Origin of the sequence: Polaromonas potterensis, assembly GCF_033446725.1 — a bacterium.
Taxonomy (GTDB): domain Bacteria; phylum Pseudomonadota; class Gammaproteobacteria; order Burkholderiales; family Burkholderiaceae_C; genus Polaromonas.
Window position 1 is genome coordinate 107,143 of record NZ_JAWQLX010000006.1, and the last position, 15,516, is coordinate 122,658.

Consider the following 15,516-nt stretch of genomic DNA (forward strand, 5'->3'; position numbering starts at 1 on the left):
CCATGCCCGCACGCCATCCCTTCGCCACTGCCCACTGGCCCCAGCAACTGCCGCCCAGCTACTGGCTGAACAATGCCCGCGTGCCCGCCGATCTGCTGGAGCGTGCGGCCCCCGCCCGGCCCGTGGACCCGGTGGCGCTGCAAATCACCGACGGGCAGATCACCGCGATCGAGCCCCAAGCCCAGGGCGCGCTGCCGGTGTTCGACCTTGACGGCGCCACCGTGTTGCCGGCCTTTGTTGATCCGCACACCCACCTGGACAAGGGCGACCTGCTCGCTGTGGGAATGGAACCCGCGCGCAGCCTGTTCGGCGCGATTGAAGCGGTGCAGGCCGACTACGCCCGCTGGACAGCCGCAGAACTGGCGGCGCGTATCGACTTCGGCCTGCAGGAAGCCTGGGCCCACGGCACGCGAGCCCTCAATTCCTATTGCGACTGGTCCGACCCCAACAGCCCGCTGGCCTGGCAGGCCTTGCTCGAAGCACGCGAACGTTGGCGTGGCCGCATCGAGTTGGTGCTGACCTCGCTGGCCCCGGTCGATGTACTCGCCGACGCGGACGCCGCGGATCGTCTGGCCCGCCACGTCGCGCAGGCCGGCGGCATCCTGGGCCTGTTTGCCTACGCCGCACCGCATATTGCCGCCCTGCTGCCACGCGCTTTCGACCTGGCAGAACGTTTTGATTTGCGACTCGATTTCCATATCGACGAACACCTGGACACCAGCCACGTGCATACCCTGCCGGTGGCCCGCCTCGCGCTGGAACGTGCTTACGGCGCCCGCACCGTCTGCGGCCACGCCTGCGCCTTGTCACGCCTGGCGCCACAGCAACTGTCCGAGGTGCTGGAAGTCGTGGCCGCGTCCGGGATAAGCCTGGTGTCCTTGCCGTTGACCAACCTGTATTTGCAGGACAGCAGCCAGCAAGCCCCGCGCCACACGCCACGCTGGCGCGGCATCACGCCCGTGCACGAAGCGCGCGCCCTGGGCATTCCCGTGGCCTTTGGCTCGGACAACCACCGTGACTGTTTTTCACCCTTCGGCGACCTCGATCCGCTGCGCACCCTGGCGCTAGCCGCCTGCGCTGCCCAGCTCGACGATGCCGTGCCGCAATGGGCGCATGCCATCACCCGCACCGCAGCCGGCGCCCTGGGTCTGGCCTGGGACGGCGTGTTGCGCCCTGGCGCACCCGCCGACCTGGTGTTACACCCTGGCCGTACCAGCGCCGAGGTCCTGAGCCGGCCCGAACTGGGCCGCCAGGTCATACGCGCCGGCCAGCGCATCCATGCCGAGCGACCCGACTTTCGCAGCCTCGACGGTCTGCGCCCTGTATCCACCTGAGACCCGCGTTTTGATCTCCTCTGCCCCCCTGCCCGCTACAGAAGAAACCCGTCCCGCCATCGACTGGGCCGCCGTGCAACGTGACCTGGACGGCCTGAATGTGATCGGCGAATTGCGCCAGCGCAAACAGCTCTCCAAGGACTTTTACTGGTACAGCCCCATCCTGACCGAGCAGCTGGCCGGCTGCGTGGCCGACCTCGTGGTCAAGGTCAGCACCGAAGCCGACGTCAAGCAGGTGGCCGCCGTGGCCGCACGCTGGAAACTGCCGCTCACGGTCCGTGCGGGCGGCACCGGCAACTACGGCCAGTGTGTGCCCATGGCCGGTGGCCTGGTGATGGACGTCACGCCCATGAGCCGCGTGCTCGACGTCGCGCCCGGCCGCGTCATGGTACAGGCCGGCGCACGCATGCACGACATTGAAATGGCAGTGCGGGAAACCGGGCAGGCCTTGCGCATGTGGCCCTCGACCTGGCGCGTGGCGACCATAGGCGGTTTCATCGCCGGCGGTTTCGGCGGCATTGGGTCCACGCGCCATGGCGTGTTGCGCGACCCGGGCAACCTGATACGCGCACGTATCGTGACCGTGGAGAGCGAACCCCAGGTGATTGAACTGTTTGGCGATGACATCCAAAAAGTGCACCACGCCTACGGCACCAACGGCATCCTCACCGAAGTCGAAGTGGCCCTGAGCCCGGCCGTCGAATGGGTGCATTGCATCGCGCTGTTCGACAGCTACCGCAAGGTCATGGATTTTGGCGTGGCCGCGAGCACTCCCGAGCTGGAACTGTTCCTGCTGTCGGCTGTTGACGCGCGTTTTGCGCCGTATTACACAAACCTCAAGTCCTATTTCCCGGCCAATTGCCACGCCATGTTTGCCATGGTCGCACCTTCGTCGATGGCGGCCTTCGAAAAGTTGGTACACACCCACGGCGGCAGCATCTCGCTGGCCCGCACCGAGGCTGAACTCGATGCCGAAGGCCTGCCGTCGGCCGCCGAATGTGCCTACAACCACACCACCCTGCAGGTGCTCAAGGTCGACCGCTCCTGGACCTATCTGCAGGTGGCGTATGCCCAGCCTTTCGATCCGGCCGTGGTGGACAGACACATCGCGATCTTCGGTGACGACGTCTACCAGCACCACGAGTTCGCACGTATGCATGGCGACTACGCCACCTTTGCCATCCTGCTGGTACGCTGGAAAGGCGAAGCCCACCAGTACGAGGTGATCCGCGAAATCGAGTCGCAAGGCGGCTGCGTGATCTTCAACCCGCATGTGGTCACCATCGAAGACGGCGGCATGAAAACCATAGACTCGATGCAAATCGACTTCAAGAAACTCAGCGACCCCCTGGGCCTGATGAATCCCGGCAAAACGCGCGGCTGGCAGCCGTCCATGGCGCGTGAAGCCTGAACCCGTCCTGCCGTTCTCCCATCCCATCCCATCCCACCCCAGCCCACCCACAAAAGGAAGCTCTCCCATGAAACCCTTTGGCTCAATGACTCTCCGCGCCCTGCTAATCGCCGCCCTCGCCGGCTCGGCCTTCGCTGCGCAGGCGCAGGAAAAAGTGGCTTTCGCCACCAACTGGCGGGCCCAGCCCGGCCATGGCGGCTTTTACCAGGCGCTGGCGGACGGCACCTACAAGAAATACGGCCTGGACGTGGACATTCAGCAAGGCGGCCCACAGGTCAACAACCGGCCCATGTTGCCGGCAGGCAAGGTCGACTTCCTGATGGCGGGCAATATGCTGATGGCATTCGACAATGCCAAGCAAAAAATCCCCACGGTGGTGGTCGCGGGCTACTTCCAGAAAGACCCTCAGGCCATCATTGCCCACCCCGGCCAGGGCCTGGACAAATGGTCTGACCTGAACAAAGCCAAAACCGTGTTGCTGTCCAAGGACGGTCAATTCAGCTTCTGGCAATGGATGAAAGCCTCGCATGGCTTTCGCGACGAACAAGTCAAACCCTACAACTACAGCCTGTCCCAGTTCCTGGCCGACAAGCAGTCGGTGCAGCAGGCCTATGCCACCTCGGAACCCATGGCGGTGGAAAAACAAGCCGGCTTCAAACCCGTGGTCCACCTGCTGGCCGATGCCGGCTGGTCCACCTACGGCATGGTGATCGAGACCCGCCAGGACCTCGTGAAAAACAAACCCGAGACCGTGCGCCGTTTTATCGAAGCCTCGCAAATCGGTTGGTACAACTATCTCTACGGTGACCGCAAGGCCGCCGACCAGTTGATCAAGAAAATCAACCCCGACATCAGCGACGAGTACATCGAAAAATCCATAGGTGTGATCCGCGCCTTGATCGATGCCGGTGACGCACAGAAGCTGGGCATAGGCGCCATGACCGATGCACGCATGAAAGATTTCTACGACAAAACCATCGCCGCCGGCCTGTACAAGCCGACGGACTTCAACCTGGCCTCGACTTACACCACGCAGTTCGCCAACAAGGGCCCGGGCCTGGAGTTGCGCAAGACACTCGTCAAATAAGGATGATTCGATGAACAAAAGCACTGGCCAGCCCCTGGCCCGTTACGCCGCCTGGAAACGGGTGGGTGATATGGTTTATATGTCGGGCGTGATCGCGGTCGACCCGCAGGCCGGCCGGGTGATCGAGCGTTTTGACGATCTGCCGGACCCGGTGCGCCGCGAACTCGGCGAGACCGGCGAGCTGTCGGTGGATATCTTCCAGGCGCCGGCGCTGGTGCAAAGCTGGTTTGTGCTGGACCGCATCCGCCAACTGGCCGAAGAGGCCGGCGGCTCCATGGACGACGTGTTCAAGCTGGTGCAGTATTTCACCGACCTGCGCGATTACCCGCTTTACAACCGCGTGCGCCGCATGTTTTATCCGGGTGAACCTCCGGTGTCCACCGTGGTTGAGGTCAGCGGCATGTTGCCCTCGCGCGCAGTGCGCATCGAGGTCGAGGCCACGGCCTATATTCCGCTGACGCGCCCTGGCGCCAAAGCGTTGTCGTCTTCCTGAAGGATTTTCCGTGCTCGACCGCATTCTGACCGTCCGGGTCACCCGCATCATCCGCCAGACGCCGGACATCCTGGCTTTTGAGCTGTCCCATCCCTGGGGCCGCGCACTGCCCGCCTACAGCGCCGGTGCGCATCTTGATGTGCACATGCCGGGCGGTTTCATGCGCCAGTATTCGCTGGCCCGCGCGCCCGGTACGGACGGCGCACTGGCAGCGCCTTATGTGATTGCCGTCAAGCGCGAAGCAGAAAGCCGCGGCGGCTCGGCCGCCCTGCACGAACGTGTGTGCGAAGGCGACCTGTTGCCGGTCAGCGCGCCGCGCAACACCTTTGCGCTGGTGCCACAAGCCCGTAAACACATCCTGCTGGCTGGCGGCATCGGCATGACGCCGCTGCTGGCCATGGCGCAATCACTCGCCCAACAAGGCGCCGACTTCGAGTTCTGCTGCTTCGCCCGCAGCCAGGCGCACCTCGCGTTTGCCGATGTGTTGCGCGAGCCAAGCCTGGCGCCGCACGTGCGCCTGCATTTCGACGATGCCGCGGCCGAAGAAAAAATCGACCTCCAGCAATTGTTGTCCGAACCCGCGGCCGATACCCACCTCTACGTCTGCGGGCCGGCCGGCTTTATGCAGGCGGCGCGTTCTGCGGCCGCGTCATGGGCCGAAGAAAACATCCACAGCGAATATTTCGCGCCGCCCAGCACCGGTGCAGGCAGCGGCAGCGACAGCCCGTTTGAACTTGTGCTGGCGCGTCGCGGCATCACGGTCAAGGTGGCGGCCGACCAGACCGCGGTGGACGCCTTGCATGACGTCGGCATAGACATTCCGACCTCGTGTGAACAAGGCCTGTGCGGCACCTGCGTGGTCGGCTGCATCGAAGGCGAAGCCGAACACCGCGACTTCTGCCTGAGCTCCGGTGAACGCAAACACCAGGTCGCCTTGTGTTGCTCACGCGCCAAGGTCGGACCACTCGTGCTTGATCTCTGAACCACAGCCACGCCATGAGCAAGACCGGCGCCCTGAACGAATCCCCCATTGACGAGGGCACACCAGCCCAGGCCACGCGGCGGCCGTCGCGGCGCAGAAGCCAGACCCTGGCGGCCATCAACCAGGCCGCGATAGAAGTTTTTGCGGCCGAAGGCCTGAACGGTGCATCGACCCAGGCGATTGCCGACAAGGCCGGCCTGTCCAAGGCCCAGCTGCATTACTACATTGCCGGCAAGGAAGACCTGTACCGCCAGGTCTTGCAAGACATCGTGGACGACTGGATAGGTGTCTTCGGTTTCAGCGACGAAGCCTTCGGGCCACGCAAGGTGCTCGGCGACCTGATCCAGCGCAAGATGGTGTTTTCCTTCGAACAACCGCTGCGTTCGCGGATTTTTGCGGCCGAGATGATGCGCGGCGCACCCGTGTTGCGCGCCATGTTGGGCACCAGCAAGCAGCGCACCGAGCAGGCCGCCGCCGTGATCCAGAACTGGATAGACCACGGGCTGATGGACCCGCTCGACCCGCTGGCCCTGCTGTTCCACATCTGGGCCATGACCCAGTTTTATGCCGACCATGCGGACCAGGTGCTGTACTTTCGCGCCATCACCCACATCGACGCGGACTTGCGCAAACACCTGATAGCCGAGGTCAGTACCTTCATCTTCAAGGGCGCCGGCGTCAAATAGCCAGCCCCTGGGCCTGCGCTTCGCGCCAAGCCGCTGCATCTCGCACCCGTTTTTTCGCATTTCATCGCATCCCGCTCGCGCCTTAGCGAGGCGGCCGGCATAGTTCGCTTCATCGAACGCAACCGGAGCCCGCCATGCAACTCACGCCCCTCATCGCCGTGCACATGACCGCCGCCATCACCGCCCTGGTGATCGGTCCGATCGCCTTGTGGGCACGCCGCGGCCACAGCCAGCGTCCGCGCCTACACCGCGCTTTTGGCTACGCCTGGGTCACGCTGATCCTGATCACCGCCCTGTCGGCCATTTTTATCCGCGACTTCAAGCTGCCCAACCTCGCCGGCTACACCCCCATCCACCTGCTGGTGCCGGCCGCCTTGCTCGGGCTGTTCGGCGCTTTCCGGGCACTGGCCCAGGGCAACATCCGCCGGCACCGCCAACGCATGGTGATCACCTATGTCGCCACCTGCCTCGTCGCTGGCGCCTTCACGCTGCTGCCCAACCGCTACCTGGGCCAACAGCTCTGGGGCTGACCTGGCCCCCACGCTCGGCACTGCGTGTCCTCGCTGCCCCCAAGGGGGCGTGCCCGCCTTGGGGCGGCCCGGCGCCGGGCAGGCCTTCTCGAACCCCACATTCACGCTCTTCACACACCGAAGGAGAAACCACCATGCTGATCCAGCTTCTCATCCAACACCCCCAAGCCCTGGGATCCGTTCTTCACAAAACCCCCGTGTGGGTCTGGGGCCTGCTGGCCGCCCTGCTGGCCCTGGGCCTGAGCCAAGTGCGCACGCGCAGCATCAGCGCCCTGCGCATGGCGCTGATGCCCGCGGCCATGGCCGGCCTGTCCTTATGGGGCACGGCCTCGGCCTTCGGCAGTTCGCCCTTGTTTGCCTATGTCTTGCTGGCCTGGGCCGTCTGTGCGGCGCTGATGCTGGGTCTGATGGCGCCCCTGGCGCCACCGGCCGGCACCGTTTACGACGCGACCAGCCGCCGCTTCCATATGCCTGGCAGCTGGGTGCCACTGGCGCTGATCCTGGGCATCTTCCTGACCAAATACATCGTCGGCATCGAACTCAGCATGCAGCCGACCTTGGCACGCGACGGCCAATACACGCTGATCGTCGGCAGCCTATACGGCTTGTTTAGCGGCATCTTCGCCGGCCGCGCCGTGCGCCTCTGGCGCCTGGCCCGCCGCCCCGGTGGCCGCCCAGCCGCCACGGCTTTCAATACCTGACCCAAGGAGCTTTCCATGAACACCTCACCCGAACGGCAAAACAAGGCCATGGACAAACTCGCACGCCGACGCGCCGGCCGCAAGCTGGGCTGGTACATCCATGCCGGGGTCTATGTCGCGGTCAACATCGGCCTGGCCACCCTGGCCGGCATGACGGGCCGGAATTGGGCGGTTTTTCCGGCGCTGGGCTGGGGCCTGGCCTTGCTGATCCATGGCCTGGTCACCTTCGTCGCCCTGCCTGGCGGCGGCCTGCATGCCTGGCTGCTGGCACGCGAGCGTACGGCCCTGCAAGCCTCCCAGCCAAACACCCGGCCCGGCCAGGACCCGTGGTGAGGCGAAGCCGCCTTTCCGCCCATGCCGCAAAATGGCCTCCTCAACCATCTGCTGCCAACATGCCCGACTCCTTCCCTGCTTCCCCTGACCCCGGCAGCTTCAGCCTGGTCGCCCTGCTGCGCCACGGCCTGATCACGCTGGTGTTTTGCTGCCTGGTGGCACTGGGCCTGACGGTGTCCACCCAGCAGCCCTGGGACCAGCAACTGGTCTACTCGCTGGCCATCGGCACGACCACCTGGCTGGTGATCGACATAGGCCGCCACCTGCTGCGAACCGACCCGCACATCCCTTGGCCATCAGGCCTGCGTGGCCCGCTGCTTGTAGCGGGCGGCATTCTCTGCGGTTTTGGCGTGGGCACGCTGGTAGGCGACCTCTACTGCGGCTGCTCGACCTGGGGCTTTGACAGCACTGCGCCAAAGCGGCTGTGGGCCTCCATCGCCGTGACTGTGTCCGCCGGGGTCGCGGGTTCGTATTATTTTTTCAGCCGGGGCAAAAGCAAATTCCTGCAGGCCGGCATGGCCCTGGCGCAGCGTGATGCCGCCGAGGCGCGCCTGAAACTGCTGGAGACGCAGCTCGAGCCCCACATGTTGTTCAACACCCTGGCCAACTTGCGCGTGTTGATCGGCAGCGACCCCGAGCGCGCCATCGCCATGCTGGACCGCCTGAATAATTACCTGCGCGCCACCCTCAGCGGCTCACTCGCCAGCAGCCACAGCTTGCAGGCCGAGTTTGCCCGGCTGCGCGATTATCTGGAATTGATGGCCGTGCGTATGGGCCCGCGCCTGAGCTACACGCTGGACTTGCCACCCGAGTTGGCCGGCCAGCCGGTGCCGCCGTTGCTGCTGCAGCCGCTGGTGGAAAACAGCATCAAACACGGGTTGGAGCCGCAAGTCGAAGGCGGCAACATCACCGTCAACGCACGGCGCGAGGGCCAGTTGCTGGTGCTGGAGGTTGTGGACAGTGGCGTGGGGCTGCCCCCCCAAGCCGAGAGCGGCCAGGGTTTTGGCCTGGTCCAGGTGCGCGAGCGCCTGCAAACCGCCTACGGCCCCCAAGCCGCTATTGATTTGCTAGCTATTCACGCAGGTGGGACAAGGGCTAGCATCACATTCCCTTATCAATCATGAGCCCCAATCGCCCCGCCACCGCCCCTACCGCCCTGATCGCCGAAGACGAACCGCTGCTGGCCCAGGCCCTGCAGGCCGAACTGGCGCGCGCCTGGCCCGAGCTGCAGGTGCTGGCCACCGTGGGCGACGGCGCCTCGGCCGTGGCGCAGGCGCTGCAGTTGCTGCCAGAGGTGCTGTTTTTCGACATCCGTATGCCGGGCCTGGGCGGGCTGGAAGCGGCGGCTGAACTAGCCGACGAATGGCCGGAAGGCCAGGCCTTTCCCGCGCTGGTGTTTGTCACCGCCTACGACCAGTACGCGGTGCAAGCCTTTGAAGCCCAAGCGGTGGACTACCTGCTTAAACCCGTGCAGCCCGAGCGCCTGCAAAAAACAGTGTCAAAAGTGAAGTTAGCCCTGATGGGGCGGGCGCAAGCAGCTATCCATTCAGGAGCAGATCACGCGCTCTCGCTGGAGCCTACGCTGGAGCAGTTGCGTCACCTGCTGGCCGCCACCCGGCCGGCCGCCGCCGGCAGCGGCCCGCTCAAGGTACTCCAGGTCAGCGTCGGCAGCAGCATTCGTATGGTGCCCATAAACGAGGTGCTTTATTTTGAAGCGGCCGACAAATATATCCGCGTGTTAACGGCCAGCCACGAGTACCTGATACGCACGCCGCTCAAGGACTTGTTGCCCCAGCTCGATGCGCAAAACTTCTGGCAAATCCACCGCGGCACGGTGGTGCAGGCTGCGGCGATCGAGGCAGTCACTCGCGACGAATCCGGCAAACTCGCGCTGAGCCTGCGCGGCCGGACTGAGAAGCTGGCTGTCAGCCGGCTTTATAGCCAACAATTTCGAGCGATGTAAACACTTATGACGTCTTCCTTTTCCTCTCCCCCCGAATCCGTCCTCGACTTCTGGCTAGGCGACGGCCTGGCGCTGGGCTGGCCCAGCCGGGACATGGGCAAATACTGGTTCACCGGCGGGCCCGAACTGGACGAACAAATCCGCCAGCTGTTTGGCACACAGGTCGCGCTGGCGCTGGACGGCGGGCTGGTGGATTGGGAGGCTGCCCCGCTGCATCGCCTGGCGCTGGTCATCTTGCTCGACCAGTTCCCCCGCAACATCTTTCGCGGTCAGGCCAAGGCATTTGCCGGCGATACGCGGGCGCAGCAACTGGTAAATGAAGCCCTGGCACAAGGCCTGGACGAACATTTGCCCTGGGTCGGCCGCATGTTTTTATACATGCCCTTGATGCACGCCGAAGACCTGGCCTTGCAGGAGGAATGTGTGCGCCGCTTCGCCCGTCTGGCCGCAGCCGTGCCTGCGGAACTACGCGCCACCATCACCAGCAGCCTGCGTTTTGCCGAGCAACACCGCGACATCATCGCCCGACTGGGCCGCTTTCCCTACCGCAATACCGCGCTGGGACGCAGCAGCACGGCCCAGGAAATCGAGTTCCTGCAAAACGGCCCGCGCTTCGGGCAGTAAGCGCCTGAAAAACGCCTGAATCCAGCGCCGCATCTGCTGCGTACTCCCGGCAGGACGTCTGTGTAGGGCTGCCCAAAAACAGCCCGCACAGGCGTCAATAACAGGCTGGCGCCAAGCCAGCTCAACGTAAAACCAGGAGAACCCAAATGATGATCCGTACCGCCATCGCCACTGCCGCCGTTTCGCTGATCGCCGCCTGCGGCAGCATGTCACCCAACATGCCCACCTACTCGCAGGCCGCCTTGCCGGCCACCGTGCAGGTGCCGGCCGGCCACAAGGTCGCCATGGAAACCGTGGGCGTGGGCGAGATCACCTACCTGTGCAGCGCCAAAAAAGACGTGGCCGGCCAGTACGAATGGGTGTTTGTCGGTCCCGACGCCAAACTGATGAGCCGGGGCGGCCAGCAGGTCGGCAAATATTACGGCCCCCCCGCCACCTGGGAAGCCATGGACGGCTCCAAACTGACCGCCGTGCAAGTCGCCGTTGCGCCCCATATGGCGGGCAGCATCCCGCTGCAACTGGTCAAGGGCAACCCGGCCATGGGTACTGGCGCCATGCAGGGCGTGACCTACATCCAGCGCGTGGACACCCGGGGCGGCGTGGCACCGGCCGCCGCTTGCAGCGCCGGCAACATGAACGCCAAACAAACCGTCAACTACCAGGCCGACTACATCTTCTACAAGACTATGTAGGCGTGGCGTTCATGCGCCCTGGAACTGATCCAGGTAGCGCGCAGCCAGCACTGAAGTCAGGCGACGCTGGTTGGCAGCCCATAGGCCGAGCGAGGTCTGTGGGCGTTCTTGCCGCCGGCAGCGATGCCGCGAATGCGCGCTTCACTCGCAGGCCCCGTGCCCAGCGTCCTACAAGCGTTTACATGCCTTGCGGCTCTACTGGCACATCAACAAACCAACCAGGGGGATCACCATGACAAGCAGCCATACCCAAACACGCACCGTCGGCAAACGCCTGCTGTACACCACCTGCCTGGCCGGCGGCACCGTGCTGCTCATGGCCGCGTGTTCCAGCGTCAAGCCGCCGCCCAAGCCCTACAGCCAGGACACCCTGCCGCAATCCGTCCTGGTCCCTGCGGGTCATCAGGTGGTACTGGAAACCACGGCGACCGGCCTGCTCAACTACGAGTGCCGACCGACCGCCACCGGCCCCTACGCCTGGGTCCTGATGAGCCCGCAGGCCAATTTGCTGGACCGCACCGGCAAGGACGTGGTCGCCTACACCGGACCGCCTGCCAAGTGGACCCATATCGACGGCTCCAGCGTGGTCGGCACCCAGGTCGCCGTCTCGCCCAACGGTGAATACACCCTGCCGCTGCAACTGGCCCGGGCCGAACCGTCCATGGGAAGCGGTGTCTTGCAAAACATCAGTTTCATCCAGCGCATCAAGACCAAAGGCGGCGTTGAAAAAACCAAACCTTGCGCCGCGCTCAACACCGGTGAAAAATTGACCCTGCCCTACCAGGCTGACTACATTTTCTGGCGCCCGGTTTAAGAGCCTGCAAGCGGGCACCACAGGGTGCGCGCCCGCAGGCCTTGTGGGCGGATTCCTACATGGCCCACGCGGGCGCCGCGGTCTACGGGACAGACAACAAACGCTGGAAGGAGTGAGTGGCCATGAAAAGCATACACAACAAGTTTCGCGCGCTGGGTTTGGGCATGGGCCTGGCCCTGTTGATGGTCACCGGCACGGCCACCTTGATGGCCGCTTTGTCCAGCGCGGCGCCCGCCGCCAACCTGTACCGCCCGGCCACGGCCACCCCGGCTTTGCACCCGGCGCAGCTAGCCCAGGGCGACGACACCCTGTTCTACGAACGTATCGCCGGCAGCGATGGCGGCCACCAATGGGTGCTGATCACCGAACCCGATGCTCGACCAGCCCATACCGGCCCATCGATCTACGCCGGTGGCCCGACCCCTGTCAGCTACACCCTGCGGGCCAAACCGGCCGGCCTGAACAAGGCCATGAGAAATTGCAGCCGGCCCCGGGTGTACGACATCGTGTGTATCACCCTGGGTTAGGGCCAGCCCCTGTCACACGATAAAAAGCCCGCAGACCTTGCGTTTGCGGGCTTTTTTGCGGGCAATGCCCGCTTGAGGAAATGATCAGGTCGTTTTAACGATGACCACCCCGGTCACCCCGGTCACCGCGATGACCGTTTCCGTGGCCGCCATGACCATGGTCGTGATCACGGTGACCATGGCGGTAGTAACCACCGCCGTAATACATGGGCGGGGGACCGTAATACACGGGCGCTTGCTGCACATACACCGGGCGCGGCTGCATATACACAGGTTGGGGCTGCACATAAACCGGTTGCGGCTGCACATACACCGGCTGCGGATAGCCGTAAACCGGCGGTGCGTTGTAGACCGGGTAGGCATTGCTCACACCCACTTGCACGCCCGGCACCACGACGCCTACAGAAAACGACACGTCGCTACGGGCATGGGCACCCCCGGAAAAACCCATGGCCGCCACGGCCAGGGCCGCGGTGGCACCGGCCATCAGCAAAGCCCTCAGGGGTGACAGAGACTGGATTTTTGACTTCAACATTGAATTCTCCTTGGAAGGGGCGTTAAGTGCCCATGTCAGTATTAAACGCGCGAATGACCGATCGGCTTACCGTATGCACAGTGAAGTGAGTAGCCAAACGTAACGTCCACACCGGCTCTGGAGGCGCCAAGCCCCTAGAATCAAGGCCATGACCTCCCCTGCCGACAAAGAAATCCACAAGCCCAGCAACTTTTTGCGCCAGATCATCGAGCACGACCTGGCCCAAGGCACTTATACCGACCGCAAATGGGGCGGCAGCCCCGGTGACGCCGCCCACCACGCCGCCGGCCAGCCCGACCCGGCCCAGGTCCGCCTGCGCTTTCCGCCCGAGCCCAATGGCTACCTGCACATCGGCCACGCCAAAAGCATCTGCATCAATTTCGGCCTGGCGCGTGACTATGGCGGTGTGTGCCACCTGCGTTTCGACGACACCAACCCCGAAAAAGAAGACGCCGAATACGTCAACAGCATCATTGATGCGGTGAAATGGCTGGGTTTTGGCTGGGAAAACAACGGTGAAACCAACCTCTACCAGGCCAGCGACTACTTTGGTTTCATGTACCGCGCCGCCGAGTACCTGATCACCGCCGGCCACGCCTATGTGGACGAGCAGACCTCCGAGCAGATGCGCCTGAACCGGGGCGACTTCAGCAAGCCCGGTATCAACAGCCCTTTCCGCAGCCGCACGCCCGCCGAGAACCTGGCGCGCTTTCGCGAAATGAAAGACGGCCTGCATGAAGACGGCTCCATGGTGCTGCGCGCAAAGATCGACATGGCCAGCCCCAACATCAACCTGCGCGACCCGGCCATTTACCGCATACGCCGCGCCACCCACCACAACACCGGCGACACCTGGTGCATCTACCCGATGTACACCTTCGCCCACCCGATTGAAGACGCGCTGGAGCAGATCACCCACAGCCTGTGCACGCTGGAGTTTGAAGACCAGCGCCCGTTTTACGACTGGCTGCTGGACCGCCTGTGCGAAGGCGGTCTGGTTGCCACGCCGCACCCGCATCAGTACGAGTTTGCCCGCCTCAACCTCACCTACGTCATCACCAGCAAACGCAAGCTGGCCCAACTGGTGTACGACAACAAGGTCAACGGCTGGGACGACCCGCGCCTGCCCACCATCGTCGGCCTGCGCCGGCGCGGCTACACAGCCGCTGCCATTCAGATGTTTGCCGAACGCATTGGTGTCACCAAAAGCGACAGCTGGATTGACTACAGCACGCTCGAAGGCTGCCTGCGCGAAGACCTGGAAGCCAAGGCCCACCGCGGCATGGCCGTGCTCAACCCCGTCAAATTGGTGCTGACCAACTGGGACGAGGTTATGGGCGCCGGTCACCTGGAGCCCTGCACCCTGCCCGCCCTGCCCCACGCGCCGCAAGGCGCGTCCTCTGATGCAGCGCCTGAAGGCACGCCAGAGCCCGCCCCCCGCCACTTCACCATTGGCAAAGAAGTGTGGATCGAGCGCGAAGACTTTGAAGAAGTGCCGCCCAAGGGCTACAAGCGTTTGTTCCCCGGCAACAAGGTGCGCCTCAAAGGCGGCTACGTCATCGAGTGCACCGGCTGCACCAAGGACGCTGACGGACACATCACCGAAGTGCTGGCCACCGTGGTGCCCGACACCAAGAGCGGCACCCCCGGCGCCGACAGCGTCAAGGTCAAGGCCGCCATCACCTGGGTCGGCGTGGCCGACGGCGTGCAAGCCGAGGTGCGCATGTACGACCGCCTCTTCCTCGACGCCCAGCCCGACGCCGGCGGCAAAGACTTCATCGAGAGCTTGAACCCGAACAGCCTGAAGGTGGTGACCGCGATTGTGGAACCATCACTGGCCAATGCGATGCCCGATGACAAGTTCCAGTTTGAGCGCCATGGCTACTTTGTGGCGGACCGGGTGGATCACGCGGCGGGCAGCAAGCCGGTGTTTAACTTGGCGGTGGGGTTGAAGGACAGTTGGGGCAAGTAAGCCTTAGACACAGCGGCTCGATGAGCCGCTTTTTTTTCGCCTGGCAACATTCCCCACAATTGAGTCAAGCCGAAAAATACGGCAATGCCGTACAATTCAAGAAAAACAAGAGGGGGGCAGGTATGTTGACCATTGTCGAGACACCGACATTCCAGCGCTTGTGGCCGGATTACTGGACCGAAGAAGAGCGAGGTGAATTCGCCACCTGGCTGGCCCTGGCGCCCGATGCAGGGGACGTGGTCCCCGGTTCTGGCGGCGTGCGCAAGGTACGGTGGTCACGCAGAGGAAGCGGCAAGCGCGGCGGAGTACGTGTGGTGTATTTCAACCGCCTCGCGAACGGGGAAATCTGGTTGCTCTTGATCTATGCCAAGAGCGTGCATGACAACATTCCCGCAGCCATTCTGCGGGAACTGAAACAGGAGATTGAAAATGCCCATGACTGACAAACAACTGAGCAAGCGTGACGCCAAGCGCGACCTCGGCGCTGAACTGTTGCAGTCCGTGCTCGAAATGAAAGCCGGCAAAGGCAAGGTGGTGGCACGGGTCGAAGTTCCCCCAGTGACGCATGCACGTATGAAATCTGGCCTGTCGCAGGCCCAGTTTGCCGAACTGCTGGGCGTCTCGGTACGCACCCTGCAAGACTGGGAGCAAGGCCGCCGGCAACCGTCCGGCGCGGCGCGCACGCTGATCACGATTGCCGAGTTGAAGCCCAAAGTGCTGCTGCAGGTGTTCAAGGATTTGGCTGGAACGCCTGCTGCATGAGCTTTGTAGCGAACCCAGTTAGAGAGCGGCACATGAGTGATGCATTGCAGGCCCAGATGTGCATGTAGGA

At 63.8% G+C, this 15,516-nt stretch carries 19 protein-coding genes; 18 read left to right on the forward strand and 1 reads right to left on the reverse strand.

Translation table 11 applies throughout. The features are described 5' to 3' along the window. Positions 1–2 precede the first annotated feature (2 nt). From R6254_RS12605 to R6254_RS12675, 15 genes are all read left to right on the forward strand, one after another. A complete protein-coding gene (locus R6254_RS12605; RefSeq protein WP_318407245.1) occupies positions 3–1,334 on the forward strand; it encodes an amidohydrolase family protein in 1,332 nt (443 codons plus the stop codon). Positions 1,335–1,344: 10 nt separating this feature from the next. Then, positions 1,345–2,745: an FAD-binding oxidoreductase gene (locus tag R6254_RS12610; RefSeq protein ID WP_318407246.1), complete on the forward strand. Its 1,401-nt coding sequence runs from the start codon at positions 1,345–1,347 to the stop codon at positions 2,743–2,745. 85 nt (positions 2,746–2,830) lie between these two features. Further along, positions 2,831–3,832 carry an ABC transporter substrate-binding protein gene (locus tag R6254_RS12615; protein WP_318407247.1) on the forward strand — a complete coding sequence of 334 codons (1,002 nt, stop codon included), beginning with the start codon at positions 2,831–2,833 and terminating at the stop codon, positions 3,830–3,832. 10 nt (positions 3,833–3,842) lie between these two features. Beyond that, positions 3,843–4,325 (forward strand): RidA family protein, encoded by a 483-nt coding sequence (locus R6254_RS12620; RefSeq protein ID WP_318407249.1) that lies wholly within the window; start codon positions 3,843–3,845, stop codon positions 4,323–4,325. 10 nt (positions 4,326–4,335) lie between these two features. Next, on the forward strand, positions 4,336–5,307 hold the full coding sequence (locus tag R6254_RS12625; protein WP_318407250.1) for a PDR/VanB family oxidoreductase: 972 nt from the start codon (positions 4,336–4,338) through the stop codon (positions 5,305–5,307). 14 nt (positions 5,308–5,321) lie between these two features. Then, complete coding sequence (locus R6254_RS12630; RefSeq protein WP_318407252.1) at positions 5,322–5,993, forward strand: TetR family transcriptional regulator C-terminal domain-containing protein; 672 nt, start codon at positions 5,322–5,324, stop codon at positions 5,991–5,993. A 134-nt stretch (positions 5,994–6,127) separates the two neighbouring features. Further along, positions 6,128–6,523 (forward strand): DUF2306 domain-containing protein, encoded by a 396-nt coding sequence (locus R6254_RS12635; RefSeq protein ID WP_318407254.1) that lies wholly within the window; start codon positions 6,128–6,130, stop codon positions 6,521–6,523. A 134-nt stretch (positions 6,524–6,657) separates the two neighbouring features. Further along, positions 6,658–7,224, forward strand: a complete 567-nt coding sequence (locus R6254_RS12640) for a DUF6622 family protein (protein ID WP_318407255.1) — start codon at positions 6,658–6,660, stop codon at positions 7,222–7,224. Positions 7,225–7,239: 15 nt separating this feature from the next. Further along, positions 7,240–7,557 (forward strand): 2TM domain-containing protein, encoded by a 318-nt coding sequence (locus R6254_RS12645; protein ID WP_318407256.1) that lies wholly within the window; start codon positions 7,240–7,242, stop codon positions 7,555–7,557. Positions 7,558–7,616: 59 nt separating this feature from the next. Continuing rightward, positions 7,617–8,681, forward strand: a complete 1,065-nt coding sequence (locus R6254_RS12650) for a sensor histidine kinase (RefSeq protein ID WP_318407258.1) — start codon at positions 7,617–7,619, stop codon at positions 8,679–8,681. Beyond that, positions 8,678–9,520 (forward strand): LytR/AlgR family response regulator transcription factor, encoded by an 843-nt coding sequence (locus tag R6254_RS12655; protein WP_318407259.1) that lies wholly within the window; start codon positions 8,678–8,680, stop codon positions 9,518–9,520. Before R6254_RS12650 ends, R6254_RS12655 begins: the two co-directional genes overlap by 4 nt. Before the next feature lie 6 nt (positions 9,521–9,526). Beyond that, a complete protein-coding gene (locus tag R6254_RS12660; protein WP_318407261.1) occupies positions 9,527–10,144 on the forward strand; it encodes a DUF924 family protein in 618 nt (205 codons plus the stop codon). Positions 10,145–10,290: 146 nt separating this feature from the next. Beyond that, positions 10,291–10,836 carry a DUF3455 domain-containing protein gene (locus R6254_RS12665; RefSeq protein ID WP_318407263.1) on the forward strand — a complete coding sequence of 182 codons (546 nt, stop codon included), beginning with the start codon at positions 10,291–10,293 and terminating at the stop codon, positions 10,834–10,836. A 232-nt stretch (positions 10,837–11,068) separates the two neighbouring features. Continuing rightward, positions 11,069–11,650, forward strand: coding sequence for a DUF3455 domain-containing protein (locus tag R6254_RS12670; RefSeq protein ID WP_318407265.1), 582 nt, complete (start codon positions 11,069–11,071; stop codon positions 11,648–11,650). Between the two features lie 122 nt (positions 11,651–11,772). Next, a complete protein-coding gene (locus tag R6254_RS12675) occupies positions 11,773–12,177 on the forward strand; it encodes a hypothetical protein (RefSeq protein WP_318407267.1) in 405 nt (134 codons plus the stop codon). A gap of 94 nt (positions 12,178–12,271) precedes the next feature. Here the strand turns inward: R6254_RS12675 and R6254_RS12680 are convergent, their stop codons facing one another. Further along, entirely contained in the window at positions 12,272–12,712 is a 441-nt protein-coding gene (locus R6254_RS12680; RefSeq protein WP_318407269.1) for a hypothetical protein, read from the reverse strand. 148 nt (positions 12,713–12,860) lie between these two features. Here R6254_RS12680 and R6254_RS12685 point away from each other — a divergent pair, with 148 nt between their 5' ends. Genes R6254_RS12685 through R6254_RS12695 form a run of 3 tightly spaced genes read left to right on the forward strand, consistent with a single transcriptional unit; the run spans position 12,861 to position 15,446 of the window. After that, on the forward strand, positions 12,861–14,684 hold the full coding sequence (locus tag R6254_RS12685) for a glutamine--tRNA ligase/YqeY domain fusion protein (protein WP_318407270.1): 1,824 nt from the start codon (positions 12,861–12,863) through the stop codon (positions 14,682–14,684). Positions 14,685–14,704: 20 nt separating this feature from the next. After that, a complete protein-coding gene (locus tag R6254_RS12690; RefSeq protein WP_318407272.1) occupies positions 14,705–15,127 on the forward strand; it encodes a transcriptional regulator in 423 nt (140 codons plus the stop codon). Continuing rightward, entirely contained in the window at positions 15,120–15,446 is a 327-nt protein-coding gene (locus R6254_RS12695) for a helix-turn-helix domain-containing protein (RefSeq protein WP_318407274.1), read from the forward strand. The genes R6254_RS12690 and R6254_RS12695 overlap by 8 nt, the downstream gene beginning before the upstream one ends. Positions 15,447–15,516: the final 70 nt, after the last annotated feature.